Source organism: Streptomyces sp. NPDC059909 (assembly GCF_042730885.1).
Classification (GTDB): domain Bacteria; phylum Actinomycetota; class Actinomycetes; order Streptomycetales; family Streptomycetaceae; genus Streptomyces.
The window spans coordinates 24771-49459 of sequence record NZ_JBHWKX010000057.1 but is presented as its reverse complement, the minus strand read 5'-3'; the positions used below and the strand labels follow the sequence as shown (position 1 = coordinate 49459).

At 68.3% G+C, this 24689-nt stretch carries 23 protein-coding genes; 11 read left to right on the top strand and 12 right to left on the bottom strand.

The genetic code is table 11. The features are described 5' to 3' along the window. Positions 1-70 precede the first annotated feature (70 nt). The 9 genes from ACFV9O_RS29775 to ACFV9O_RS29735 all read right to left on the bottom strand — a co-directional run bounded on the left by ACFV9O_RS29775 (position 71) and on the right by ACFV9O_RS29735 (position 4970). Positions 71-208, bottom strand: coding sequence for a hypothetical protein (locus tag ACFV9O_RS29775; protein WP_385423200.1), 138 nt, complete (start codon positions 206-208; stop codon positions 71-73). A 6-nt stretch (positions 209-214) separates the two neighbouring features. Continuing rightward, positions 215-856 (bottom strand): dTMP kinase, encoded by a 642-nt coding sequence (tmk, locus tag ACFV9O_RS29770; protein ID WP_161559587.1) that lies wholly within the window; start codon positions 854-856, stop codon positions 215-217. Further along, positions 834-1697, bottom strand: a complete 864-nt coding sequence (locus ACFV9O_RS29765) for an aldo/keto reductase (RefSeq protein ID WP_385423197.1) — start codon at positions 1695-1697, stop codon at positions 834-836. The genes tmk and ACFV9O_RS29765 overlap by 23 nt, the downstream gene beginning before the upstream one ends. Further along, positions 1684-2259: an exonuclease domain-containing protein gene (locus tag ACFV9O_RS29760; protein WP_385423195.1), complete on the bottom strand. Its 576-nt coding sequence runs from the start codon at positions 2257-2259 to the stop codon at positions 1684-1686. The genes ACFV9O_RS29765 and ACFV9O_RS29760 overlap by 14 nt, the downstream gene beginning before the upstream one ends. Continuing rightward, the gene (locus tag ACFV9O_RS29755; RefSeq protein ID WP_385423193.1) at positions 2252-3409 is read right to left on the bottom strand and encodes a radical SAM protein; all 1158 of its coding nucleotides are present in this window, start codon (positions 3407-3409) and stop codon (positions 2252-2254) included. The genes ACFV9O_RS29760 and ACFV9O_RS29755 overlap by 8 nt, the downstream gene beginning before the upstream one ends. Positions 3410-3749: 340 nt before the next feature. Then, positions 3750-4031 carry a DUF6879 family protein gene (locus ACFV9O_RS29750; RefSeq protein WP_385423191.1) on the bottom strand — a complete coding sequence of 94 codons (282 nt, stop codon included), beginning with the start codon at positions 4029-4031 and terminating at the stop codon, positions 3750-3752. A gap of 5 nt (positions 4032-4036) precedes the next feature. Further along, complete coding sequence (locus ACFV9O_RS29745; protein ID WP_385423189.1) at positions 4037-4273, bottom strand: hypothetical protein; 237 nt, start codon at positions 4271-4273, stop codon at positions 4037-4039. Positions 4274-4389: 116 nt separating this feature from the next. Continuing rightward, positions 4390-4620, bottom strand: coding sequence for a hypothetical protein (locus tag ACFV9O_RS29740; protein ID WP_385423187.1), 231 nt, complete (start codon positions 4618-4620; stop codon positions 4390-4392). Positions 4621-4694: 74 nt separating this feature from the next. Beyond that, a complete protein-coding gene (locus ACFV9O_RS29735; protein WP_385423185.1) occupies positions 4695-4970 on the bottom strand; it encodes a hypothetical protein in 276 nt (91 codons plus the stop codon). A 555-nt stretch (positions 4971-5525) separates the two neighbouring features. Here ACFV9O_RS29735 and ACFV9O_RS29730 point away from each other — a divergent pair. From ACFV9O_RS29730 to ACFV9O_RS29680, 11 genes are all read left to right on the top strand, one after another. After that, positions 5526-5750, top strand: a complete 225-nt coding sequence (locus tag ACFV9O_RS29730) for a hypothetical protein (RefSeq protein WP_385423183.1) — start codon at positions 5526-5528, stop codon at positions 5748-5750. Between the two features lie 381 nt (positions 5751-6131). Beyond that, the gene (gene frc, locus ACFV9O_RS29725) at positions 6132-7361 is read left to right on the top strand and encodes a formyl-CoA transferase (RefSeq protein ID WP_385423181.1); all 1230 of its coding nucleotides are present in this window, start codon (positions 6132-6134) and stop codon (positions 7359-7361) included. A gap of 384 nt (positions 7362-7745) precedes the next feature. Continuing rightward, positions 7746-10040, top strand: coding sequence for an FdhF/YdeP family oxidoreductase (locus ACFV9O_RS29720; protein WP_385423179.1), 2295 nt, complete (start codon positions 7746-7748; stop codon positions 10038-10040). A 283-nt stretch (positions 10041-10323) separates the two neighbouring features. Continuing rightward, complete coding sequence (locus ACFV9O_RS29715) at positions 10324-11709, top strand: OFA family MFS transporter (protein WP_385423177.1); 1386 nt, start codon at positions 10324-10326, stop codon at positions 11707-11709. A 188-nt stretch (positions 11710-11897) separates the two neighbouring features. Further along, positions 11898-12449 carry a beta-class carbonic anhydrase gene (locus tag ACFV9O_RS29710; protein ID WP_385423175.1) on the top strand — a complete coding sequence of 184 codons (552 nt, stop codon included), beginning with the start codon at positions 11898-11900 and terminating at the stop codon, positions 12447-12449. A 279-nt stretch (positions 12450-12728) separates the two neighbouring features. Continuing rightward, positions 12729-13535: an acyl-CoA dehydrogenase family protein gene (locus tag ACFV9O_RS29705; protein WP_385423173.1), complete on the top strand. Its 807-nt coding sequence runs from the start codon at positions 12729-12731 to the stop codon at positions 13533-13535. 267 nt (positions 13536-13802) lie between these two features. Further along, on the top strand, positions 13803-14282 hold the full coding sequence (locus tag ACFV9O_RS29700; protein ID WP_385423171.1) for a formate dehydrogenase subunit gamma: 480 nt from the start codon (positions 13803-13805) through the stop codon (positions 14280-14282). Further along, on the top strand, positions 14279-15892 hold the full coding sequence (locus tag ACFV9O_RS29695; RefSeq protein WP_385423169.1) for a formate dehydrogenase beta subunit: 1614 nt from the start codon (positions 14279-14281) through the stop codon (positions 15890-15892). Before ACFV9O_RS29700 ends, ACFV9O_RS29695 begins: the two co-directional genes overlap by 4 nt. Continuing rightward, positions 15889-18705 carry a formate dehydrogenase subunit alpha gene (gene fdhF, locus ACFV9O_RS29690; RefSeq protein WP_385423167.1) on the top strand — a complete coding sequence of 939 codons (2817 nt, stop codon included), beginning with the start codon at positions 15889-15891 and terminating at the stop codon, positions 18703-18705. Before ACFV9O_RS29695 ends, fdhF begins: the two co-directional genes overlap by 4 nt. A 1-nt stretch (position 18706) precedes the next feature. Continuing rightward, on the top strand, positions 18707-18919 hold the full coding sequence (locus ACFV9O_RS29685; protein ID WP_385423165.1) for a formate dehydrogenase subunit delta: 213 nt from the start codon (positions 18707-18709) through the stop codon (positions 18917-18919). A gap of 864 nt (positions 18920-19783) precedes the next feature. After that, positions 19784-21085: an OFA family MFS transporter gene (locus ACFV9O_RS29680; protein ID WP_385423163.1), complete on the top strand. Its 1302-nt coding sequence runs from the start codon at positions 19784-19786 to the stop codon at positions 21083-21085. Positions 21086-21302: 217 nt separating this feature from the next. On the opposite strand, the gene ACFV9O_RS29675 is transcribed toward ACFV9O_RS29680, so the two are convergent. From ACFV9O_RS29675 to pntB, 3 genes are all read right to left on the bottom strand, one after another. After that, positions 21303-21998 (bottom strand): GntR family transcriptional regulator, encoded by a 696-nt coding sequence (locus ACFV9O_RS29675; protein ID WP_385423161.1) that lies wholly within the window; start codon positions 21996-21998, stop codon positions 21303-21305. 103 nt (positions 21999-22101) lie between these two features. Further along, positions 22102-23091, bottom strand: a complete 990-nt coding sequence (moaA, locus tag ACFV9O_RS29670) for a GTP 3',8-cyclase MoaA (protein ID WP_385423158.1) — start codon at positions 23089-23091, stop codon at positions 22102-22104. A gap of 120 nt (positions 23092-23211) precedes the next feature. Continuing rightward, positions 23212-24687 carry a Re/Si-specific NAD(P)(+) transhydrogenase subunit beta gene (gene pntB, locus ACFV9O_RS29665; protein WP_385423156.1) on the bottom strand — a complete coding sequence of 492 codons (1476 nt, stop codon included), beginning with the start codon at positions 24685-24687 and terminating at the stop codon, positions 23212-23214. Positions 24688-24689 lie beyond the last annotated feature (2 nt).

The following is a 24689-nucleotide window of genomic DNA, read 5'->3' as shown; positions in this document are numbered from 1 at the left end:
CCCCGCCGCTATCTCCCCGAGGGAAGCATGGACACGATCTACCCCCAGGACAAAGATCAGATCGGTCCGGCTACACCACTACAGGGGACATGACCCACACGGCGCACAGGCCGTGGTCGTTGGTGTGCTCGTTCAGGACGACGGTGGCGAGTTGGTGAAGCGCGTCAATCTCGCTACTCGCCTCGGTCTGCGTGATCGTCTGCGTCATGTCCGCTCACCCCGCCGCTGGAGCGAAGAAGGCAAGTAGCCGGTCACGGATGAGCGCCGCGGACTGCTCGGGAGGCTGGCGGTTCACATCTACCCTCAGCACGTCGAAGCCCGCCTGAATCAGCCGCTCGGTGGCCTGCCGATAGAAGTGCACCTCGGCATGACTGCTGCCCGGCGAGAGCTGGAAGCGGTTATGCGGCCCGCGCTCGCTGAGTCGTTCCGAGATGACCTCGGGGTCGGCTTCCAGGATCACGGCGAGGTCGGGCCGATCTGCCTCGGCATTGAGCTGCCAGAGGAAGGTTGGATCAACCCCGTCGAACCGCTGCATGACGAGACCTGACGGGATGTACCTGTCGCTGAGCACGGCGCGGCCGGCCTCGGTGTTGGGCCGGACTTCCGCCTCAAGATGGTGGTAGCGGTCGGCCGCGTACAAGCACGCCAGCGCGTGCCCGGTAGTCGTCTCGGTAAGCTCCCGGCACAGCGCCCCGATGGGGCCGGTGCTCGGTTCGGCGGTGACATGCACCTCTTCGCCAGCAGCGACGAGCAGTTGGGCAAGGTGCTGGACGATCGTGGACTTCCCGGCGCCGCTCGGTCCGTCAACGCTGACGAACAGGCCGCGCTGGTGGTCAGAGAAGGGCCTGAGGCTCATCCTCGCCCCCTCCCGGCTTCTGGCCGGTGGCCACCAGCTCGATAGCGGTCATAGCTTCAGGGGTGAGGCTGATCTGATGAGCTGCCAGGTTCTCGTGAAGACGAGCGCTGCTACTGGTTCCGGGGATTGGCGTGATGGCCGAGGACCGATGCAGGAGCCAGGCGAGCGCGAGCTGGGCGGGTGTCACGTCGTAGTCCTGAGCGATCTGGCCCAGAGCATCGGGCGTGGTCAGCGCTCCGGCCGCAAGAGGCGCGTACGGCACGAAGGAGATGCCAGTCATCTCGCAGTGCCGGAGCACGTCTTCTGATGCCCGGTCAGCGATGTTGTACTTGTTGCTCACTGCTGCGACGGCCGTGAACGTGCCGGCCATGCGGAGTTGTTCCAGGGTCACCTTGGACAGCCCGATATTGCCGATCTTCCCTTCAGCCTGTATGTCCCGCAGCACGCCGAGTTGGTCTTCCAGGGGAACGGCGGGGTCGATGCGGTGAAGGTAGTACAGGTCGATCCGTTCGACCTGGAGCCGCCGGAGACTCATCTCGACGCACTGGCGCAGGTACTCCGGCCGCCCACACGGTGCCCACCGGTCGGGACCTTGGCGAGTGAGACCACCCTTGGTGGCGATGACCAAGCCGTCGGGGTAGGGATGCAACGCCTTTCGGATGTACTTCTCCGCAGTGAAGGGGCCGTAGGCGTCGGCGGTGTCAATGTGCGTCACGCCCGCGTCGACAGCATCGCGGAGTACCTGCATGGCCTGTTCCGGGTCGTCCGGCGCAGCCCAGTGGCCAGGGCCGGTGAGCTGCATGGAGCCGAAGCCGATGCGCCTGCCGCTAGAAGAGAGCATCTTCGTCAACCTCCTTGGGAGGTCGGCCACGCAGTTCCTCCAGGCTCGCGGCCTTGGTGGCGAGCAGCACAAACAGCCGTGCGGCGACCAGCGCGTCATACGTCGCCCTGTGGGGACTGAGGTCTTCGGGCAGGCCCTCGGCCAGACTGAACGTCTCGACCAAGTTGCCAAGCCGGTAGCTGTCCAGGCCCGGCACCAACCGCCGCGCGAGCTTGAGCGTGTCGAACACCTCCGGCGGCTCCCAGCCCGTGAGCTTGCGCTGAAGCACGCCAAGGTCAACGTGCGCGTTGTGCGCGACGATCGCCGGATGGCTCAGGGCGATGAGGACATCGACCTTGACCGCCTCGAACGAGGGGCAGTCGGCCACGTCCTTGTTGGACAACCCGTGAATGCGGGTGGCGAAGTACTTGATCGGAGCGTCCGGCTTGACCAACCAGCTCACCGGCTCCCCGATGACACCACCGACGATCGGCACGGCGGCCAGCTCCACCAGGTCGGGCTGCTGGTGGCCGTTGCCCTCAACGTCCACGACCACGAAGCTGAGGCTTGTCCAGTCAGTCATCTTGCTTCTCGCCCTTCCATCCGATGTCGGCACGACCATGCCGACGCTCACGGTGCGGGTGGCGCACGTCGTGAACCTGGAATCCGAGGGCATGTTGCAGGTAGTAGCGCGGCTGCTCGGTCTCCAGGCCGGACACCACGGCCGCCCGCTCGGTGATGTCCACGACCACAAGACCACGGGCCTCGGGCAGGCGCTCCGCGACCTCCCGCAACCGCTCGGGTGACGGTTGCGTGTGTGCGTTCCGGCAGAGTTCGAGCTGACTCAGCGGGCAGATGTCGCACAGCTCCGGGATGCCGATGTGGCCGTTGTAGTCCGGCAGGCCGTGCGCGTAGGCGACCGCGCAGCTCGTCTTGCGGAAGAGCGGCGTGGCGGCGTCGAACGTGGCCAGCACCCGCTGTTCCAGCGTCTCGGGCACGATCTTGCGCCGGGCGGTGTCCTCGTACGGCTCGGGCAGGCCGTTGGCCTTGTAGTAGTCCGCGATCTCGTCGCGGTAGAACAGGCCGGTGAACACCGTAGCGTCGGCGTGCTGGGCGAGCCGGTAGGCCGCCTCCAGGTGTTCCGGCGAGTCGTTGAGACCCGGCACCAGCGTTCGCCAGTAGAGAACTGTGCGATACCGGCGCCGCGCCGGCCTGCTCATGAGCTTCAGGGAATCAGCCGCCACCGAAGACGGGTAGGGCTCGATCTCCTTGTTGTCGATGCCGCTGTACGTGAACAGCAGCGTCAGCTTGATGTGCTTGAGCTGGTTTAGCCGCTCGATGTCCTCGGGCTTCATCTGATGGCGCGTGATGACGATGACCTGGTTGGTCAGCTCGCGCTCGTCCAGGTCCTCCAGCACGGCGAGGGTGTGCGGCCGGACGACCGGGAGGAACGGGTCGGTCGCCCGGTTGAACACCTGCACCGGGGTCACGTGCGGCTGGAAGTACCGATGCCGCACCAGCTCTTCGACGGCCTGGGCGTCGGACATGAGCGCCCGTGGCACCCGCTGATCCCACAGGCCGTAGGTGTGCCGGATGCAGTACGCGCAGTCGAGCGGGCAACCCTGGATGTGATTCAGGCTCAGCCCGCTCTTGCGGTACTCCACGACTTCGCGGGCACGCTCCGGCAATCGTTCGACTTGATCCCTGCTCAGCAGGGCAACGCCGGTGGCCACCTGGCTACCTCCCAAGTCCCTTGAGAACGGACGCGGTTCGGCGTCCCCAACGGGAGAGTAGGGAGGAAAGGCAGCGGTGAACAGAAAGTTTCTTGGTATTTCTCGAAATGCCACGAACGGGTGAGCGCCCGCGAAACCACCAGAACGAGGTGCGCGATTCGCTTACGAGTTGAGGAACCCTTCGTGAAGGGCGTCCACCTCGCCAGCGCGCCTAACTAGGTCTCCAAGCAACGGTTCGAGGAACCTAGCTGTGGCCTCATCAGGAGCCAGGCGCTCAATGTTATCCAGAAAGACTGAGGTCGAGAGCTTAACGAGCATCAAGGGGACTTGAGGCCGGACGTCATAGCTGCTGAGATTTGGTGAGAGCGCCGAAGCGGCTGTAATTGGTGAGCGGGAGGCTCACGACTCGAACCCGCGCGAACCGCCGGCCCGCCGCGGTGGCCTGCCCGATCATGGTCAACCAGTTCTGGAACCAGCTCATGTCCACCGGCTCACCCGCCGTGAACTGGCGCAGCGCCTCGGCCTCGTTCGCGGACTTGTACTGGTCGCGCGTCTCCAGCCGGAAGGCGGTGTGCTCGAACATGCGGAAGAGCTGGCCGAACTCCGGACCAGGTTCGATCATGCGGCTCAGCTCTGACCCTCCTGCTCCAGGTGGCGGAGTGCGTACATCTTGAGCACGTCTTCCGGGATCTCGATCAAAGTCTCGTGGTCGGGCACGTCACCGATGTCGGCAAGCGCCTGGGGGTCGGTGACCTTCCAGCCCTGCGCGACGTAGGTCACGCGGTCGGTGCGGTCGGTGGCGAACAGGGTGGGCGACTGCCCCTCCTGCGAGTTGGGGTCCTTGCCTAGGAAGCGGGCGCGCATGGTGACCTCCCTTGCGAGAAACCTGGAGAACCGTTCTCGGCCATGGTTCCGCAGGTCGCGGCCTCCGGTCAACGATGCGGGCGCAACCGGGAAGCCGTACGTACCGGTGCCTACCCTCAGCTTTTGAGCACCCGCGATACATGGATTGGGAAGCACGACATGGTTATCGAGCCCCATACAGGCGGTTCTTCATAGGGCATCAAGGCCGCGGCTGGTCGATCCGGGTCACGCCGCTGGCGGTGCGCGTCGACGGCCTGCCCGAACCCGACCGGCCGCGGGCGGATGTGCTCCTCGATACGGGCGTTGAGGCGCTGTTCATCACAGTGGAATTCGTCGATCCGTTCCACCCAAGAGCCTCGGCGGAGGCGTCACGGCCCAGCTGCCCGAGGCAAGCGACGTGCTGCGGTGTGGCGGTCGTCGGCTACACGCCGGCGAGGTGCCAGGCGCCGATGCCATCGCGTCGAAGGCGCTGAATTTGCACCCATTCTGCGTCCAGCGGACGGTGGCCGCGTCTTTGCATCTCGGCTGTGGAGCAGGCGCGGGCAGCGGCCAGTTGCTGAGCCTGCCGACCGGTCACGGCGTCGCAGACGAGATAGAAGCAGCGCACGGTGCGGCTGTCACACCGATAGCGGAAACCTACGAGCCAGCCGACACGGTCGCGCAGGAACGGTGTCGTGGTGCGTTTGTCCCCGGTCACAGGATCATCCCTTCTGTGCTGATGACCCGAGAGGGGGTCATTCCTCTCATTCCAGGTAACCACCTCAAGCCACTGGTCAAAGCGATGTGAGGGGCATGGTTCAGCCGGGGGTCCGGTAGTACCCCTTTGGGACCTCAGTCGGCGCGGCGGCCGGGCGGAGCATGAGGAAGAGGGCCGTCGGTCCGCGGCAAGCGGCCAGCGACGCCGGGCCCGCATCACGCCGGAGCAGGCAGGCCTTCCCCCGCACCCGGGTGTGCGCCGAGTTCCCGGTCTCAGGCGCGAGGAAGTCGCCCAGCCGGCCGGAGTCAGCGTCGACTACTACGTGCGGCTGGAACGGGCGCGCAGCGCGAGTGTCTCGTTTCCGTCCTGGACGCCGTCGCTCGCGCACTGCAACTGAACGACACCGAACGTAACCAGGCCAAGCCCACCCGGCGCCGTCCGCGCGCGACAGTGGCGCAGCACGCCCGGGCTGCTGCGAGCGCTGGAGAATGTCGCCGACATCCCGGCCCTGATCCTTGGGCACCGCCCTTCCGCCGATGGTGGGCGGACCACGACGTGTACCAGCCCGAGTACGGCTCCAAGCGCTACCGCCATCCGCTGGTCGGGGAACTCACCCTCGGCTTCGAGGCCTTCACGCCCACGGGCGACCCCGATCAGACGCTCGGCCTGTACACGGTCGAACCCGGATCACCGTCCGAAAACGCCCTGCGCATGCTCGCCAGCTGGACCGCCGACAACGCACACATCAGTCCCGAGGAAGCCGCCAGGCACGAGCACTGACCGTTGGCGTAGCTGGTAACCGCAGCGGTTGGGACGCTTCGCGACGCCGCTGTCCTGCCAGAACTACCGGCGAGCGGCGAGCGGCGACTGGCGGTCGGTCGGAGGCAATGACGGAGCCGATACCCCGGCCGCGGCCCGAGCGGTCCGCATGTTCCATGAGCTGGGCCGACGGGTCATGGACCATCGCCAGGCTTGCACAGCAGGCGCGGTGGCCGAGGGTGACGTCGTCGACGTGCGAGAAAAACTTGCCCCCATCCCCTGGACATCCACGGCGTCTGCCGTAACCATGAAGGCGAACTCCATACGGTATGCAATCTACAGTATGGAGTTGTGGTTCCCGGGTTCGTGAATCTGATGGTGTTGACGTGAGGAGCGCCGGTCATGAGCAAGGCTCTTGAGGGCATTCGTGTCCTTGACATGACGCATGTGCAGTCGGGCCCTTCCGCGACTCAGCTGCTGGGGTGGCTGGGTGCGGACGTGGTGAAGCTGGAGGCGCCGGGCGGGGACATCACCCGCGGGCAGTTGCGGGATGTGCCGGGTGTCGACTCGCTCTATTTCACGATGCTCAACTGCAACAAGCGGAGCATCACGTTGAACACCAAGACCGAGCGCGGCAAGGAGCTGCTGACCGAGTTGATCCGGCGCTCGGATGTGATGGTGGAGAACTTCGGGCCGGGTGCGGTGGACCGGATGGGTTTCACCTGGGAGCGCATCCAGGAGATCAATCCGCGGATCGTGTACGCCTCGATCAAGGGGTTCGGTGAGGGCCCGTACACCAACTTCAAGGCGTACGAGGTGGTGGCTCAGGCCATGGGCGGGTCGATGTCCACGACCGGGTTCGCGGACGGTCCGCCGCTGGCGACGGGTGCCCAGATCGGTGACTCGGGCACGGGCGTGCACGCGGTGGCGGGCATCCTCGCCGCGCTGTTCCAGCGGGAGAGCACCGGGAGGGGGCAGCGGGTCAACGTGGCCATGCAGCATGCCGTGCTCAACCTGTGCCGGGTGAAGCTGCGCGATCAGCAGCGGCTCGCGCACGGCCCGCTGGCCGAGTACCCGAACGAGGACTTCGGCGACGACGTCCCCCGCTCGGGCAACGCGTCGGGCGGCGGCCAGCCGGGCTGGGCGGTCAGGTGCGCGCCGGGCGGTCCCAACGACTACGTGTATGTGATCGTCCAGCCGGTGGGCTGGGAGCCGCTCTCGGAGCTGATCGGCCGGCCGGAGCTGGCGACTGATCCGGAGTGGGCGACACCAAATGCACGGCTGCCGAAGCTGGGGAAGATGTTCCAGCTCATCGAGGAGTGGTCCTCCACACTGCCCAAGTGGGAGGTGCTGGAGCGGCTCAACGCCCACAACATCCCCTGCGGACCGATCCTTTCCACCAAGGAGATCATCGAGGACCCCTCGCTCGCGGCGAACGACATGGTCGTCCAGGTCGACCACCCCGAACGCGGCACCTTCACCACCGTCGGCTCGCCCCTCAAACTCTCCGACTCACCCGTCGACATCACCACCCCACCCCTCCTCGGCGAACACAACGCAGAGGTCTACATCGGCGAACTGGGACTCAACGACGAGGAACTGCCGCTGCTCAAGACGCAGGGAGTGATCTGACGGATGACCGCGGTCCCTTCCTCGTAGCGGGCCTTGCGCTGACCCGCGCCGAGGCGGCGCAGCGGACTTGACGTCCGCGCCCCGCCCCGGTGACCCATGGCGCACGCCCGCACACCCGAGATCGTGCGCTGGACGGCGGACCCCGGATCCGTCGTCCGCGTCACGGGTGCGTGGCCGGACGGTGATTCGAGGCGCCCCCTGGCACCGTCCGGCCCGCCTGCCTCCTGTCCCACGGACAGCCGGCTTTCGACAGCGTTCTTCACACTGCGGGGCGGGAGCCTTCCCGCCCCGCAAGTGTTCTTGCGGCGCCGGATGTTCCGGCCTCCGCCATGGCACCGAAGCCGTCGTGTGCACCGAGAACTGCAGAAAGGCACAGGCAAGACCATGGGCACGATCGAAGACCCGACAGACGATCGTCTGGAGGTCACCCCGCCCAAGACCTGGGCGACCGGACTGCCTGCGGTGACGCACGCGATCCAGTACTCCCTGGGCCAGACCTCGGTCCGGCGGACCGCGCTGACCCTGCTGAACATCAACCAGACCAAGGGATTCGACTGCCCTGGCTGCGCCTGGCCGGAACCCGCACCCGGTCAGCGGCACATGAACGAGTACTGCGAGAACGGCGCGAAGCACATTGCCGACGAGGCGACCTCGCGCCGGGTGAGCGCCGACTTCTTCCGCAGGCACTCGATCCCGGAGCTGGCTGAGAAGTCCGACTACTGGCTCAATCAGCAGGGCCGGCTCACCGAACCCATGGTCAAGCGGCCCGGTTCGGACCACTACGAACCGATCGGCTGGGACGACGCGCTCGACCTGCTCGCCGAGGAGCTCCGCCGGCTGGACTGCCCGGACGAAGCGCTCTTCTACACCTCGGGCCGGCTGGCCAACGAGGCGGCGTTCCTCCTCCAGCTGTTCGCCCGCGCCTACGGCACCAACAACCTGCCCGACTGCAGCAACATGTGCCATGAGTCCAGCGGCGTCGCGCTGCAGGAGACTCTCGGCATCGGCAAGGGCAGTGTCAGCCTGGACGACATCCACCACGCAGACCTGGTCTTCGTCGTGGGCCAGAACCCCGGCACCAACCATCCGCGGATGCTCTCCGCCCTGGAGGAGACCAAACGCAACGGCGGCCAAGTCGTCGCCGTCAACCCGCTGCCCGAGGCCGGGCTGATCCGGTTCAAGCACCCGCAGAAGCTCCGCGGTGTGGTCGGCCCGGGCACCCCCATCGCCGATCAGTTCCTGCAGATCCGCCCGGGTGGCGATCTCGCACTCTTCCAGGCGTTGAACCTGCTGCTGCTGGAGGCCGAGGACGCCAGGCCCAGGACCGTGCTGGACCACGGTTTCATCGATACGTCGACGACGGGGTTCGCCGAATTCGCCGAGCACGCCCGAAAGGTCGCCTGGGAGGACGTTCTCACCGCCACCGGGCTGACCCGCGAAGAGATCGAGCAGGTCCACGAGCGGGTGGTGCGGAGCAAGAGCGTCATCGTCTGCTGGGCGATGGGCCTGACCCAGCACAAGCACGGCGTCCCGACCATACGTGAGGTCGTCAACTTCCTCATGCTGCGGGGCAACATCGGGAAACCAGGAGCGGGCGTCTGCCCGGTGCGCGGCCACAGCAACGTCCAGGGCGACCGAACCATGGGCATCTGGGAGCAGATGCCGCAGGTTTTCCTGGATGCGCTGGGGCGCGAGTTCGCCTTCACCCCGCCCACCCGGCACGGCTGGGACTCGGTGGACTCCATCAGGGCCATGCGCGACGGACGGGCGAGGTTCTTCCTCGGCGTCGCCGGCAATTTCGTGCGGGCCGCCCCCGACAGCGAGGCCACCGAGGAGGCGATGCGCCGGTGCAGACTGACCGCTCACATCTCGACCAAGCTGAACCGCTCCCACACGGTCTGCGGTGAGACGGCGCTGATCCTGCCCACGCTGGGCCGAAGCGACAAGGACATCCAGGCCGGCGGCGAGCAGTTCGTCACCGTCGAGGACTCCATGAGCGAGGTTCACGCGTCCCGCGGGCGTCTCGAGCCGGCCTCCGGCACGCTGCTCAGCGAGGTGGCGATCATCTCCCGACTGGCCCGCCGGACCCTCGGCAGCACACCGCCCATTCCCTGGGAGGAGTTCGAGGCGGACTACGGCACGATCCGGGACCGGATCTCCCGGGTCGTGCCGGGTTTCGAGGACTTCAACGAGCGAGTGGCCGAGCCGGGCGGCTTCCGTCTGCCGAACCCGGTCAATCACCGAACGTTCCCCACCGCGAGCGGCAAGGCGGTCTTCACCTGCAACACGTTCGAGATGCTGCGTCCGCCCGAGGGGCATCTCGTGCTGCAGAGCCTGCGGTCCCACGACCAGTGGAACACCGTTCCGTACGCGATGAACGACCGCTACCGGGGCATCCACAACGCCCGCCGGGTCGTGCTCGTGAACCCGGTCGACCTCGATGCGCTCGGACTCGCCGACCGCGACCACGTCGATCTGGTGAGTGTGTGGCGGGACGGGGTGGAACGCCGCGCACGGGACTTCCGAGTGGTCGCCTATCCGACGACACCGGGCTCCGCTGCCGCGTACTACCCGGAGACCAACGTCCTGGTGCCGCTGGACAGTGTGGCCGATCTCAGCAACACGCCTACCTCCAAGGCCGTCGTGATCCGGCTGGAGCCCGTCGGCGTCCGCATCTGAGCACAGGTTTTCTCCGGCTCACGGAAACCCTCGTGCACACCTCTAGACAGCGAGACGCGCCAGTATCCAGAATTCGGACTGCCAGCGAATACTGGCTACTCCATATCGTATACACATCGGGGTGGCTGCAGGACCGAGCCGTCGAACCCCGTTCCCGTAGAGGAGATCCGCTGATGACGTGATGGGGCGCGCAGGGTCCGCGGCGTCACCGCCAAGGGGCCCTGACACGAAGAGAACCGGACAGGGGGCGCTGGCCAGGTTTCTTCGACGCAGGGGATTCGACATGACAACGATCGATATCCAGCCACCAGTCCGCTACAAGGAGGTGACGGACGGAAACGGCCGGAGCTACCGGATCGGTGAGTCCGACCGGGACATCATGGGCCGTCCGCGATGGACCATGGTGCTCTTCCCATGGATGGGAATGCTGGGCATCAGCTCCTCGGAGTACGCGTTCACCTCAGCCGAGGACACGCTGCACGAGGCCCACCTGTGGAGCAGTGGGCACATCTTCTGGCTGATGGGCGTCTGGGTGTTCTTCCAGGCCGCCGTCGCCTTCCCGGCCGGGCAGCTGCGGGAGAGCGGGAAGCTGCCCGCGCGCAACGCGATGATGCTGGGCGCCCTCGGCACGATCCTGGGCTACGTCTCGCTCGCGTACGCACCGCACGTGATCGTCGCCTACATCGGCTTCGGCATGTTCAGCGGCATCGGTGCCGGTCTGGTCTACGCGACCTGCGTGAACATGGTCGGCAAGTGGTACCCGGAGCGCAAGGGCGGCAAGACCGGCCTGGTCAACGGCGGTTTTGCCTATGGCTCCGTGCCCTTCGTGTTCCTCTTCACGTCCTACATGGACCTGAGCAACTACCAGGGCGTTCTCGTCGCGGTCGGCCTGATCTGCTGCGCGGTGGTCGCCGTCGCGGGCTGGTTCTTCAAGGACCCGCCCAAGAACTGGTGGCCCTCCCACGTGGACCCGCTCAAGGTCTCCGACGACCCGCGCATCGTGCGGGCGCTGGAGAAGAACCCGCCGGCGGTGAAGCAGTACACCCCGCGGGAGGCGGCCCGTACGCCGGTGCTGTGGATGATGTGGTTCTGCCTGCTGTGCACGGCGGGCATCAACATCTTCGGCATCGCCTTCCAGGTCCCCTTCGGCAAGGACATGGGATTCGCGGGCGGGATCGTGGCCACCGCGATGTCGCTGAAGGCCATCGTCAACGGGACCGGGCGAGGCGTGATCGGCTGGATCTCCGATCGCTACGGCCGGCGCAACACGCTCATCATCGTGTGCATCGTGCTGGGTTCCGCCCAGTTCGGCGTGCTGATCTCGGGCTCCATGGGGAGCATGCCGTTCTTCCTGTTCTGCTCGATGGTCTCGGGTTTCGGCGGCGGCGCGATCTTCCCCCTGTTCGCCGCCATGACCGCGGACTACTTCGGTGAGAACAACAACGCCAGCAACTACGGCATGGTCTACAGCTCGAAGCTGATCTCCGGTCTGCTCGGCTCCGGCATGGGCGCGGTCGTCGTCTCCGTCTGGGACTACGAAGGAGCGTTCGTCCTGGCCGGCTCCATCGGACTCGCATCCGCCGTACTCGCCCTGTTCCTCCGGGCTCCGGGGCGGCCGCCGGCCGGGCGCTCCGCAGCCATGCAGCCGGTGGTCGGGGATGCCACGTGAGCCGATGAAGCGCTCGTAGGCGACGTCGCCGTCCGCGACGCCCACCACACGGTGGGCGTCGCGGACGGCGTGTGCCGTAGCGGCTCCGAGCTCGAGGTGGTGCCGCGATGCGACGCCCGCTCACTTTCCCAGTCAACCCGACGCCATCAGTGGTCCTTTCGAACCAGACCGGAGTGAGGTAGCCCCACATGTCGACGTCAACGCGCCGTTCTGCGCCGCCCACCGGCAGTGCCCTGGCCGGTGAGACGGTCATCGACCGCCTCGTGGAGGCCAACCGGCACTACGCCGCCGGATTCACCGACCCGGGCATGGGTGCCCGGCCGGTCCTGCAGGTGGCCGTCGTGGCCTGCATGGACGCCCGCCTCGACCTGCACGCCGCGCTCGGCCTGGAGCTGGGCGACTGTCACACCGTCCGCAACGCCGGCGGTGTGGTCACCGACGACACGATCCGCTCCCTGACGATCAGTCAACGAGCCCTGGGCACCTGCAGCGTCATCCTCATCCACCACACCGGCTGCGGTCTCGAGAAGCTGACCGAGGACTTCCGGCACGAACTGGAGATGGAGGTCGGACAGCGGCCGGCGTGGGCGGTGGAGGCCTTCCGTGACGTCGACCAGGACGTCCGCCAGTCGATGCAGCGGGTGCGCACCTCGCCGTTCCTGCCCCACACCGATGACGTCCGGGGCTTCGTCTTCGACGTGTCGACGGGGCTGCTCCGGGAGATCGACCCGCAGTTCTGAGCTGCCTGGACCGAATGCGGCTCCATTCTGGCGCAGGCGCGAGACCCAGTGGCATACTGTATGCAATCACGCGGCGCGCGCTCATGCGGCGACCGGGAAGGGCCGTTCGAAGGCCGAGGGCGCCTCACGGTGCGGCGCCCTCGTCGCCGGTACAGCGCTGGTCCGAGCAGTCACCCAGGGCTCTCCCGGTGGGCGCCTGAACGGCACCTTCCCCGGCTGCCTTCCCTGCCCGCCCGCCGCCTGACAGCAGACCGGAAACCGCACGTGAGGGGGTCACCCGTGTCGTACCGCACCGCTTTCTCCGACGTTCTGAGCCACGTCATCGCGCCGTCCGCGGAAAGGACCGGCAGGGAAGGGAGGTTTCCGCGCTGCTCGGTGACGGCCCTCGGCGAAGCCGGACTGCTCGGACTCACCGTCTCCCCAGAGCTCGGCGGCGGCGGGCTGGGTCTGCCGGACGCCGCCGAGGTGGTGGCGCAGGTGGCCCGCGCCTGTCCGGCGACGGCGGCCGTGCTCCAGTCCCACTACGCGGCGGTCGCCGTCGTCGAGGCGTACGGCAACCGCTGGCTCCGCGGCGAGATCGCCGCCGGCCGCCACCTCAGCAGCCTCGCTCTGGCCGCTGAGGCCGTCCCCGGCGAGCAGGGCGTGCGGACCCAGGCGGCCGGGGAGCCCCGCTCCACCGCCAACCGCTCCGGTGGCGTGGTCGCCCTGCGCGCGCGCAAGCGCGAGGTGGTCGCGGCCGGAGAGGCCGACAGCTACGTCTGGTCCTCCCGGCCGCTCGCCGAGCAGGACGGGCTGACTCTCTGGGTGGTCCCGGCACACGCCTCCGACCTGTTCGTCCCGGCCAGACCGGACGGGGGAGGGCCGTGCGGCAGTGCGACGTCGACCGTCCTCGCCGACCCGGTCCTCGTGCCCGCCGACGCGATGCTCGGACCGGACGGCGGAGGGCTCGACATCGTGCTGAGTGCCGTCCTGCCGTGGGTGCTCGAACTGGAGGCCGTCGTCGGTGCCGCCGCCATCCATCCCTCGGTGGCTGCCGCTTCCGTCGGGCCTCCTCGCCGCCCTGCCGACTCCCTTGCGATGTCGTGAATCCGGCAAGGCGGGCGTGGGCACGGCCGTGCCGAGCCCAGGTCTCGTAAAAGTCCTGGCGGGATTCTGTATACAGAAGCTTGTATGCGGTATCGTCGCCCTGTATTCCAGCACCGATGGGAAGCGGAGCGGCTCTGTTCGTCGGTCACGAACCCCGCACATCCGCAGGAGAGGTGAAGGGGCCTATATGTGCGTGAATCGATCGTGTCGGACCGTTGTGGAAATCCCGCGCTCGTACTCCCGCGCATGACGGAGGGCGGAGCGATCATGACGACCAGCGGGAGTGACATGACGGTCGACGACGTGGTGAGGACGGTGGTGGCGGCTCACCGGGGTCAGCGCGGCTCGCTGATGCCGATACTGCACGCCGTCCAGGCCGAGTTGGGCCATGTGCCGCAAGAGGCGATTCCGGTGCTCGCCGACGAACTCAACCTCTCCCGGGCGGACGTCCACGGAGTGGTGACCTTCTACCACGACTTCCGCCATGAACCGGCGGGGCGCACGACGGTCCGGATATGCCGCGCCGAGGCATGCCAGGCCCTGGGTGCCAACAGCCTGGTGGGCTACGCCCGCGAGGCAGGGCTCTCCCTGGGCGAGACGACCGCGGACGGTTCGGTCACCGTTGAGCAGGTCTTCTGCCTCGGCAACTGCGCTCTCGGACCGGCGGTAGAGGTGAACGGCCGACTGTACGGACGAGTGGACGTGGCCCGGTTGGGCTCGATCCTCGAGGGGACGGTGTCGCGATGAAGGTCTCTTCGGACTCCGCGGTGACGGTCTACGTCCCCCGCGACTCGGCGGCCAGGTCCGTCGGCGCGGACGAGGTCGCGGACGCCCTGCAACGTGCTGCGGCCGGTGGGGACTTCGCCATCGACGTGATCCGCAACGGATCACGCGGCATGCTGTGGCTGGAGCCGCTGGTCGAGGTGGTGACGCCGAACGGCCGCGTCGGCTACGGCCCGGTGGCCCCCGCGGACGTGCCGGACCTCCTGGCCGCCGGCATGCTAGACGGAGCGGACCATCCGCTGCGGGTCGGTGCCATGGACGAACTGCCCTGGCTGGCACGCCAGACACGGGTCACCTTCGCCAGGATCGGCGTGACCGACCCGCTGTCGCCGGAGGACTATGTGCGGCACGGCGGCCTGGCCGGGCTGCGCACCGCGCTGCAGCTCCCGCCCGCGGACGTGGTCACCGAGGTCACCGACTCCGGCCTGCGTGGCCGTGGCGGCGCGGGCTTCCCGGCAGGCGTCAAGTGGAAGACCGTGCTCGAGTGCACCGACGAGCTCAAGTTCGTCTGCTGCAACGCCGACGAGGGTGACAGCGGGACCTTCGCCGACCGCATGGTCATGGAGGGCGACCCCTTCATGCTCATCGAGGGCATGACGATCGCCGCCCACGCGGTCGGCGCGACCGAGGGCTACATCTACATCCGCTCGGAGTACCCCGACGCGGTCGCCACCATGCGTGCGGCGATCGGGATCGCGCGCGAGCAGGGATGGCTCGGGACCGGCATCCTCGGCTCGGAGCTCACCTTCGACCTGCACGTCCGCGTCGGCGCCGGCGCGTACATCTGCGGTGAGGAGACCTCCATGCTGGAGAGCCTGGAGGGCAAGCGGGGCACGGTCCGCGCCAAGCCGCCGATCCCGGCGATCGAGGGCCTGTTCGGCAAACCGACCGTGGTGAACAACGTCCTCACCCTGGCCACCGTGCCCGTCGTCATGGCGGACGGGGCGAAGGCGTACCAGGAGCTCGGCGTCGAGCGGTCGCGCGGCACCCAGGTGTTCCAGCTCGGCGGCAACATCGCGCGCGGCGGCATCGTGGAGACGGCGTTCGGCGTCACGCTGCGCGAACTCGTCGAGGACTACGGCGGCGGGACGCACTCCGGGCGCCCGGTGCGTACGGTGCAGGTCGGCGGTCCGCTCGGCGCCTACCTGCCGACGTCGATGTTCGACCTGCCGATGGACTACGAAGCCTTCGCCGCGGCCGGCGCGATGGTCGGCCACGGTGGCATCGTCGTGTTCGACGACACCGTCGACATGGCCGCCCAGGCGCGCTTCGCGATGGAGTTCTGCGCCGAGGAGTCCTGCGGCAAGTGCACACCGTGCCGGGTCGGTTCCGTCCGTGGCGTCGAGGTGATCGACCGGATCGTGGCCGGTCAGCACCGGGACGAGAATCTGGCCCTGCTCGAGGATCTGTGCGACCTGATGACCGATGGTTCGCTGTGCGCGATGGGCGGTCTGACGCCGATGCCCGTACGCAGCGCCATCACGCATTTCCCTGACGATTTCCTCGCTCGTGACGCGGGCCAGGAGATCCGGCCCAAGCAGGCAAGCGGCGCGAGGACGGAGGGCACGGCATGACACTTCTCAAGGAACACGACTACGGCACCCCGGAGCGGCCCGGCGCGGCGACGGTCTCCGTGGAGGTGGACGGGCTGCCGGTGACCGTCCCGGAGGGCACGTCGGTGATGCGTGCCGCCGCGCAGGCCGGGGTCGACATACCCAAGCTGTGCGCCACCGACAGCCTCGAGCCGTTCGGCTCCTGCCGGCTGTGCGTGGTGGAGATCGACGGCCGGCGGGGCACCCCGGCGTCCTGCACCACGCCGGTGGCGGACGGGATGCGGGTGAGCACCCAGACGCCGAAGGTGGAGAAGCTCCGCCAAGGTGTCATGGAGCTCTACATCTCCGACCACCCGCTGGACTGCCTCACCTGCCCGGCCAACGGTGACTGCGAACTGCAGGACATGGCCGGCGTGGTCGGGCTGCGGCAGGTCCGGTACGGCTACGAGGGCGAGAACCACCTCGACGCCGAGAAGGACACGTCCAACCCGTACTTCGACTTCGACCCGTCCAAGTGCATCGCCTGCTCCCGCTGCGTCCGGGCCTGCGGCGAGGTGCAGGGCACGTTCGCGCTGACCATCGAGGGGCGCGGCTTCGACTCCAAGGTCTCGGCGGGCGCCGGCGAGACGTTCATGGACTCCGAGTGCGTCTCCTGCGGGGCCTGCGTCCAGGCCTGCCCGACGTCGACGCTGCAGGAGAAGTCGGTGGTCGAGCTCGGCATGCCGACCCGGTCGGTGGTCACCACCTGCGCGTACTGCGGTGTCGGCTGCTCCTTCAAGGCCGAGCTGCGCGGCGACGAGCTGGTGCGAATGGTGCCGTACAAGGACGGCGGAGCGAACGAGGGCCACTCCTGCGTCAAGGGCAGGTTCGCCTTCGGCTACGCGACGCACCCCGACCGGGTGCTCAAGCCCATGGTCCGCGACAAGATCACGGACCCCTGGCGCGAGGTCGAGTGGGACGAGGCCATCGGCACGGTCGCCCGCAGGATGCGCGAGCTCCAGGAGCGCCACGGATCGAGTTCGATCGGCGCCATCACCTCGTCGAGGTGCACCAACGAAGAGGTCTACGTCGTCCAGAAGATGGTGCGCGCGGCCTTCGGCAACAACAACGTGGACACCTGCGCCCGGGTCTGCCACTCCCCGACGGGATACGGGCTCAAGCAGACCTTCGGCGAGTCGGCGGGCACCCAGGACTTCCGGTCGGTGGCGCAGGCCGACGTGATCATGGTGATCGGCGCGAACCCGACGGACGGGCACCCGGTGTTCGCCTCGCGGATGAAGCGCCGGCTGCGCGAGGGCGCCGAACTCATCGTCATCGACCCGCGCCGCATCGACCTGGTGCGCTCCCCGCACATCGAGGCCCAGCACCACCTCCAGCTCAAGCCCAGCACCAACGTCGCCGTCGTCAACGCCATGGCGTACGTCGTGGTCACCGAGGGCCTGGTCGACAGGTCCTTCGTGGACCAGCGGTGCGAGGACTTCGACGAGTGGGCGGAATTCATCGCCCGCCCGGAGAACAGCCCGGAGGCGGCCGAGCTGATCAGCGGCGTGCCCGCCGAGGAACTGCGGGCGGCCGCACGACTGTACGCGCAGGCGCCCAACGGGGCCATCTACTACGGCCTCGGGGTCACCGAGCACAGCCAGGGCTCCACCATGGTCATGGGAATGGCCAACCTCGCGATGGCGTGCGGCAACATCGGCCGTGACGGCGTCGGCGTGAACCCGCTGCGCGGCCAGAACAACGTGCAGGGCTCCTGCGACATGGGCTCGTTCCCGCACGAGCTGCCCGGCTACCGGCACGTCTCCGACGACGCCGTGCGCAACGTGTTCGAGAACCTGTGGGGCGGCACCATTCTCGCCGAGCCCGGACTGCGCATCCCGAACATGTTCGACGCGGCGATCGACGGGACCTTCCGCGGCCTGTTCGTCCACGGGGAGGACATCGCCCAGTCCGACCCCAACCTCAAGCACGTCACCGCCGCGCTGGAGGCCATGGAACTGGTCGTCGTGCAGGACCTGTTCCTCAACGAGACGGCCAAGTTCGCGCACGTCTTCCTGCCCGGTGCGTCCTTCCTGGAGAAGGACGGCACCTTCACCAACGCAGAACGCCGGATCAACCGGGTGCGCGCGGTGATGAAGCCGAAGACGGGCAAGCACGAGTGGCAGATCGTCAGCGAGATCGCCACCGCCATGGGCTACCCCATGGCCTACGACCACCCGAGCCAGATCATGGACGAGATCGCCACGGTCACGCCCACCTTCACCGGCGTGTCCTTCGAGGTGCTGGACAAGCTCGGCAGCGTTCAGTGGCCGTGCAACGAGTCGGCTCCGGAAGGCACGCCGATCATGCATGTGGACGAATTCGTCCGGGGCAAGGGCAAGTTCGTCGTCACGTCCTACGTGCCGACGAACGAGCGCAGCACCCGGCGCTTCCCCCTGGTCCTGACCACGGGGCGGATCCTCAGCCAGTACAACGTCGGTGCGCAGACGCGCCGTACCGGCAATGTCGCCTGGCATCCCGAGGACGTGCTGGAGCTGCACCCCCACGACGCCGAGGTCCGCGGCATCACCGACGGCGACATGGTGACGCTGGCCAGCCGTGTCGGGCAGACGACGCTCCGCGCGGAGATCTCCGACCGGATGCCGGCCGGGGTCGTGTACACCACGTTCCACCACCCGGTGACCGGCGCCAACGTGGTCACCACCGAGAACTCGGACTGGGCGACCAATTGTCCGGAGTACAAGGTGACCGCCGTGCAGGTGGGGCTCGCCCACCCGCTGCAGCGCAGCGGCGCGGAACAGGCCGAGGACGAACTGCTCACGGTGGTGGACTGAGATGGCGGACGCAGTGCCGCCGGAACGCCGGATGGCCAACGACATCGCCGCGAACCTCGGGCACCTGCCGGGCGACCGGGCGGCCGAGGCCGTCGCGGGGCACATCGGGAGGTTCTGGGACCCGCGCATGCGTACCCGGCTGTTCGACTTCGTCGACGCTGGTGCGGACGGGCTGAACCCCTTGGTGGTCGAGGCGGTGAAGCTCCTGCGCTGACCCGCGCGGTACGGCCCGGACGCGGGTGGTCCGGGCCGTCGGCGGATACGCAGAGGTGTCTTCTCGGCCGGAATTCTTTTCGCAAGTCGCCGTGTTCCGGGCGGGGAGACACTTTCTGCGTGCCCCGGCCCGTGTCCCGGGCAGCCTGGCATGCTCGGCGCTTCTGCCGCCCGGCGCCGGTCCGGGGCGTTCGCCGCCCCTGCCGGCCCTTGCCGCGGCCCGCCGCGCCCTGCTGCCGTCCTGGCCACCGGGCACGCCAGGGCGCCTGTGCGGCCTCCGCCGTAGTCGGGTGAGGCCCGTACGAGGTCAAGCGCAGTTCGGACCCGCCCAGGCCGCGTGAGCGGACCGACTCCGCCCGCCGGCCCGGTGGACGCGGCTCGGACGGTGTCCGTGAGTAAGCACTGGTCAATCTTCCCGACATCCTCTGGACATGCGGTTTCGCGGATCCGTACGTCGGTCCATACCGTATGCAATCTCCAGTATGGAGGCCAGCGGTGACCAGTCGATTACCTACTTCATCAGCCCTGCGCACGGTGGGAGTTGCCGTGCCCGGGGGTCGTACCAACGCGTTACCGCCTGCGCTGTCACGGTTCGGGATGCCGCCCCGGACCTCAGTTGCCCGGACGTCGTACCACCAGGCCCGGCCATGCCGGGCCGAGCCGCAGGGATGGTCCGTTCCACCCCTCCGCATGAAGAGAAAGGCCCAGGGAGCGCACGCCAGGTTCTTTTCACGCAAGGGAAGGCGCAGATGTCAGCAACACTGCACGTGGCTCCCGCCCAGTACCAGGAATCACCGACGCGAACGGCCGCGTATACCGGGTCGGGGAGACCGACCGGTCCATCCTCGGGAGGCCCCGGGCCTGGATGGTCTGGCTCCCGTGGATCGCGATGATGGGTGTCAGTGTCTACGAGTACGGCTACAGCTCCGCGGAGGCGGTGCTTGAGCACGCCCACGGGTGGACGCTCACGGAGACGTTCTGGATCGCCAGTATCTGGGCGGTCTTCCAGGCGGGCGTGGCCTTTCCCGCGGGGCGCCTGCGGGAGACGGGAGTCCTGTCGGCCAAAACGGCCATGCTCGCCGGTGCGGTCTTCGCCGGCCTGGGCTTCCTGTCACTCTCGCACTTCGGGAACCCCTACCTGGTGATACTCGGCTACTCGGTGCTGGGCGGCACGGGCGCCGGTCTCGTGTACGCGACCTGCATCAACATGGTCGGCAAGTGGTACCCCGACAACAAAGGTGCCCGCACCGGGTTCGTGAACGGCGGCTTCGCCTACGGAACCCTTCCGCTCATCTTTGTCTTCAATTACTGGTTCCACCCCGCCAACTACCACCTGGTCCTCGACCTGATCGCGCTGGGCATGGTGCTCATCGTGGCCGTCTGCGGCATGTTCTTCCGCGACCCGCCGAAGAGCTGGTGGCCGCACGACGTGGACCCGCTGAACCGGGGTGTGTCCGAGGACGCCAAGCGGGTCGCCAAGCGTCTGGCCAAGAACCCGCCGGCCAAGGGCCAGTTCACCCCGATGGAGGCGATCCGGACCGGGCAGCTGCCGCTGATGTGGTTCGCGCTCGTGTGCATCGTCGGTGTGTCGCTCTTCGGCATCAACTTCCAGGTCCCGTTCGCCAAGAGCCTGGGCTTCGGCCCGCTGGTGGCCGCCTCCTCGGCGGGTGTGCTCGCCGTGGTCAACGGCGTCGGCCGGGCGGCCGTGGGCTGGCTGTCGGACTACCTGGGCCGCCGTCAGACGCTCGGGCTGGTCCTGGTGGTGGCGGGACTGGCGCAGTTCGGTGTGCTGTGGTCGGGCCAGGCGCACAACCAACCCCTCTTCCTGTTCTTCGCGTTCCTCAACGGCTTCGGCGGCGGTGCTTTCTACCCGCTGTTCGCCTCGCTCACGCCGGACTACTTCGGAGAGAACAACAACGCCCAGAACTACGGTCTGGTCTACAGCGCCAAGCTGGTCGGCGGTGTCGGCGGCGGCGGTGTGGCCGCCGCGGTGGTCGCCGCCTGGGGCTACACCGGCGCCTACAGCCTGGCCGGCGGCATCGCCTTTCTCTCCGCGGTGATCACGGTGTTCCTGCGGCAGCCCGGTGCACCCCGCCGGAGCGGAGAAGGGACCGCTGTGCCGGAGCCGGCCGGCCACGCCGCGTCCCCGGCCGAGGCTACCGGCTGAGCGGTCCGGAAACCGGGGCCCTGGGACAGGCCCCATCGATCGTGCGCGGGCGAAGGAGCCCGGCCCGGGACGGCGGCAGTTCCGCACCGGGTGCCCGCGTCACGGAAGCGGGGCCGGCCGGTGGGGTGCGCTCCCTGCTCCGCCCGGCCCCGCCCGACCCCCGACGACGGTCCGGGTGCGCTTGCACCCGGACCGTCCGGCGTCGTGGCGGCGGGCCTCATACCCGCCTGGCGTCGACGGCGGCGGCGATCTGCCGGCAGTAGAAGTCGGTGGTGTTCTGGGTGTGACGGCGCATCAACTTCTCGGAACGCTCGGCGTCCCCTTCGGCGATGGCGTTGATGAGGGTGGCGTGCTCGTTCCAGGCGTCCTTGCCGCGGGGCCGGGCGATGGGCATGTAATACCAGCGCACCCGCCGGTCCACCTGACGGATGAACTCGGCGAGGACCTCGTTGCGGGACAGCTGGGTGATGAAGCCGTGCAGGGCGGCGTTGGCTTCGACGATGCCGCGTGCGTCGTCGGCCGTCAGGGCCGCGATCCCGGCCTCCTGCAGTTCCCACAGCCGGGCCACGTCCTGTTCGGTGGCGTAGAGCGCGGCGCCATGTGCGGAGTGGGTTTCCAGTACGGCACGGACGCTGAGGAGTTGAGAGGCCTCCTCCGGGGTGGGGGCGTGGACGAAGGCGCCCTGGGCCGGACGCAGATCGACCCAGCCGTCGGTCTGCAGCCGCTGCAGGGCTTCGCGTACCGGCTGGCGGCTCACTCCCAGGTGCTCGGCGAGCTCGGACTCGACCAGATGCTGGCCGGGTTCCAGGGAGCCGTTGACGATCAGTTCGATCAAGGTGTCATAGACGGCCTGGCGAAGCGGGACCGGTCGGGTGACCCGCACACCGGCTGCCGCGGAGCGAATGTCGCGCATGGGCCCCCCTCATGGGACTGCGGTAGAGAGACGACAAGGACAGGATACAGATTTTTGTATGGAATCTACATTCGCGTGCACGGTGCGCCTTGGCCGGCAGGGGTCAGCCTCCGATGGCGGACATCGGGCGCCGGGGCTGGAGGAAGGACGGGGCGTCGAGCCCGGAGCCGGCGTTCTTGCCCCACATCGCGGCGCGCCACCGTTCGGCGATGTCCTGGTCCGGAGCGCCGGAACGAAGGGCTGTGCGCAGGTCGGACTCCTCGCGGGCGAACAGGCAGTTGCGGACCTGGCCGTCGGCGGTGAGCCGGGTGCGGTCGCAGGCGCGGCAGAACGGCCGGGTGACGGAGGCGATCACGCCGACCCGGCAGGGCCCGCCGTCGACCAGCCAGCGCTCGGCGGGCGCGGAGCCGCGCACGGAGGACACCTCAGACGTGAGGGTGAAGCGTGCGGAGAGTCTCTCGAGGATCTCCGCGGCGGTGACCATGTCGCTGCGCTGCCAGCCGTGCTGGGCGTCCAGCGGCATCTGCTCGATGAAGCGCAGCTCGTAGTCGTGCTCGAGGGCCCAGCCGAGCAGGTCGGCGGCCTCGTCGTCGTTGACGCCGCGCATGAGGACCGCGTTGACCTTCACCGGCGTGAGGCCGGCCGCGTGGGCCGCGCTGAGGCCGTCGACGACGTCGTGGAGCCGGTCGCGGCGGGTGAGGGTGCGGAAGACCTCGGGACGCAGGGTGTCGAGGGAGACGTTGACCCGGTCGAGCCCGGCGGTGCGCAGCGCCTCGGCGGTGCGGGCCAGGCCGACACCGTTGGTGGTCAGGGAGAGTTGGGGGCGCGGGTCGAGGGCGGCGCAGCGCTCGACGATGCCGACCAGGCCCGGGCGGAGCAGCGGCTCACCGCCGGTGAAGCGCACCTCGGTGACACCCAGATCCGTCACCGCGATCGAGACCAGCCGCACGATCTCCTCGTCGGTGAGCAGTTCGGGCTTGGACAGCCACTGCAAGCCCTCTTCCGGCATGCAGTACGTGCACCGCAGATTGCACCGGTCGGTCAGCGAAACCCGTAGATCGGTGGCGACCCGACCGTAGGTATCGAGCAGCATGGACTCCACCTTTCCCACGGGGCGGCGTTGCGGTGGGGCGGGGAAGCAGCGGTTGCCCGGCCCCACCACAACGTGAGCAGGAAGCGCCGGCGAGGTGTGCCGGCGCTTGTGCGAGCGATGTCAGGCGTGCGCCGGCTGTTCGGCCGGACGGGAGCCCGAACGCGGCGCCGCGGACCCGGAGTCCGCCGGGCCCAGCGCGCGCAGGATGCCCTCCACGCTCTGCTTGGCGTCACCGAAGAGCATGCTGGTGTTCTCGCGGAAGAACAGCGGGTTCTGCACGCCCGCGTAGCCCGAGGCCATGGACCGCTTGAACACGATGACGTTCTCGGCCTCCCAGACCCGCAGCACCGGCATGCCGGCGATGGGGCTGGACGGGTCATCGGTCGCCGCCGGGTTGACGGTGTCGTTGGCACCGATGACCAGCACGACCGTGGTGTCGCCGAAGTCGTCGTTGATCTCGTCCATCTCCAGCACGACGTCGTAGGGCACCCTGGCCTCGGCCAGCAGCACGTTCATGTGCCCGGGAAGCCGTCCGGCCACCGGGTGCACGCCGAAGCGCACGTCGACACCGCGCTCGCGCAGGACCCGGGTCAGCTCGGCCACCGGGTGCTGGGCCTGTGCCACCGCCATGCCGTATCCCGGGGTGATGATCACGGACGTGGCGCTCGCCAGCAGCTCCGCGCTGTCCTCGGCGCTGATCTCGTGGTGCTCGCCCTGCTCGGTGTCGCCGCCTGCCACCGCCTCGACGCCGAATCCGCCGGCGATCACCGAGAAGAAGGACCGGTTCATCGCCTTGCACATGATGAACGACAGGTACGCGCCGGAGGAGCCGACCAGTGCTCCGGTGACGATGAGCAGGTTGTTGTTGAGCAGGAAGCCCGCCGCGGCTGCCGCCCACCCCGAGTAGCTGTTGAGCATCGAGACCACGACGGGCATGTCGCCGCCGCCGATGGAGGCGACCAGGTGCCACCCCAGCGCGAGCGCCAGGACGGTGACGGCGATCATCAGGCCGAGCCCCGGGCTCAGCGTGAACCAGATCGTCAGCGCCACGAAGGCGGCCAGCGCACCCAGGTTGAGGATGTTCTTGCCCGGCAGTGTCAGCGGCCTGGACTTGATCCGCGCCGACAGCTTCAGGAAGGCGATGATGGAGCCGGTGAAGGTGACCGCGCCGATGAAGATGCCGATGAACACCTCGGCGTGGTGGATGCGCAGCAGGTCGTGGGCGACCTCCGTCTGCGCGGCGCCGTGCGCCTCCACCCCGAAGTAGCTGTTCCAGCCGACCAGCACCGCGGCCAGGCCGACGAGGCTGTGCAGGACGGCGATGAGCTCCGGCATCTGGGTCATCTCCACCTTGCGGGCCCGCCACTGGCCCACGGCGCCGCCGATCAGCGTGGCGATGACGATCAGCGTGACGGCGCCGGCCGAGATGCCACGCCCGGCGACGACGACCGTGGCGACAAGCGCCAGCGCCATCCCGCCGATGCCGTATGCCACCCCGGCGCGGGCGGTGCGGTGCTGGGAGAGCCCGGCCAGGCTGAAGATGAACAACAGCGCGGCGACGATGTCGGCGGCTTGTGCCGCCGTGGTTGCGTTCATCG

Excerpts from the sequence above, each read along its gene's own strand:
- ACFV9O_RS29775 (WP_385423200.1), bottom strand. The coding sequence starts at position 208 with ATGACGCAGACGATCACGCAGACCGAGGCGAGTAGCGAGATTGACGCG.
- tmk (WP_161559587.1), bottom strand. The coding sequence starts at position 856 with ATGAGCCTCAGGCCCTTCTCTGACCACCAGCGCGGCCTGTTCGTCAGC.
- ACFV9O_RS29765 (WP_385423197.1), bottom strand. The coding sequence starts at position 1,697 with ATGCTCTCTTCTAGCGGCAGGCGCATCGGCTTCGGCTCCATGCAGCTC.
- ACFV9O_RS29760 (WP_385423195.1), bottom strand. The coding sequence starts at position 2,259 with ATGACTGACTGGACAAGCCTCAGCTTCGTGGTCGTGGACGTTGAGGGC.
- ACFV9O_RS29750 (WP_385423191.1), bottom strand. The coding sequence starts at position 4,031 with ATGATCGAACCTGGTCCGGAGTTCGGCCAGCTCTTCCGCATGTTCGAG.
- ACFV9O_RS29745 (WP_385423189.1), bottom strand. The coding sequence starts at position 4,273 with ATGCGCGCCCGCTTCCTAGGCAAGGACCCCAACTCGCAGGAGGGGCAG.
- frc (WP_385423181.1), top strand. The coding sequence starts at position 6,132 with ATGAGCAAGGCTCTTGAGGGCATTCGTGTCCTTGACATGACGCATGTG.
- ACFV9O_RS29720 (WP_385423179.1), top strand. The coding sequence starts at position 7,746 with ATGGGCACGATCGAAGACCCGACAGACGATCGTCTGGAGGTCACCCCG.
- ACFV9O_RS29715 (WP_385423177.1), top strand. The coding sequence starts at position 10,324 with ATGACAACGATCGATATCCAGCCACCAGTCCGCTACAAGGAGGTGACG.
- ACFV9O_RS29710 (WP_385423175.1), top strand. The coding sequence starts at position 11,898 with ATGTCGACGTCAACGCGCCGTTCTGCGCCGCCCACCGGCAGTGCCCTG.
- ACFV9O_RS29700 (WP_385423171.1), top strand. The coding sequence starts at position 13,803 with ATGACGACCAGCGGGAGTGACATGACGGTCGACGACGTGGTGAGGACG.
- ACFV9O_RS29695 (WP_385423169.1), top strand. The coding sequence starts at position 14,279 with ATGAAGGTCTCTTCGGACTCCGCGGTGACGGTCTACGTCCCCCGCGAC.
- fdhF (WP_385423167.1), top strand. The coding sequence starts at position 15,889 with ATGACACTTCTCAAGGAACACGACTACGGCACCCCGGAGCGGCCCGGC.
- ACFV9O_RS29685 (WP_385423165.1), top strand. The coding sequence starts at position 18,707 with ATGGCGGACGCAGTGCCGCCGGAACGCCGGATGGCCAACGACATCGCC.
- ACFV9O_RS29680 (WP_385423163.1), top strand. The coding sequence starts at position 19,784 with ATGGTCTGGCTCCCGTGGATCGCGATGATGGGTGTCAGTGTCTACGAG.
- ACFV9O_RS29675 (WP_385423161.1), bottom strand. The coding sequence starts at position 21,998 with ATGCGCGACATTCGCTCCGCGGCAGCCGGTGTGCGGGTCACCCGACCG.
- moaA (WP_385423158.1), bottom strand. The coding sequence starts at position 23,091 with ATGCTGCTCGATACCTACGGTCGGGTCGCCACCGATCTACGGGTTTCG.
- pntB (WP_385423156.1), bottom strand. The coding sequence starts at position 24,687 with ATGAACGCAACCACGGCGGCACAAGCCGCCGACATCGTCGCCGCGCTG.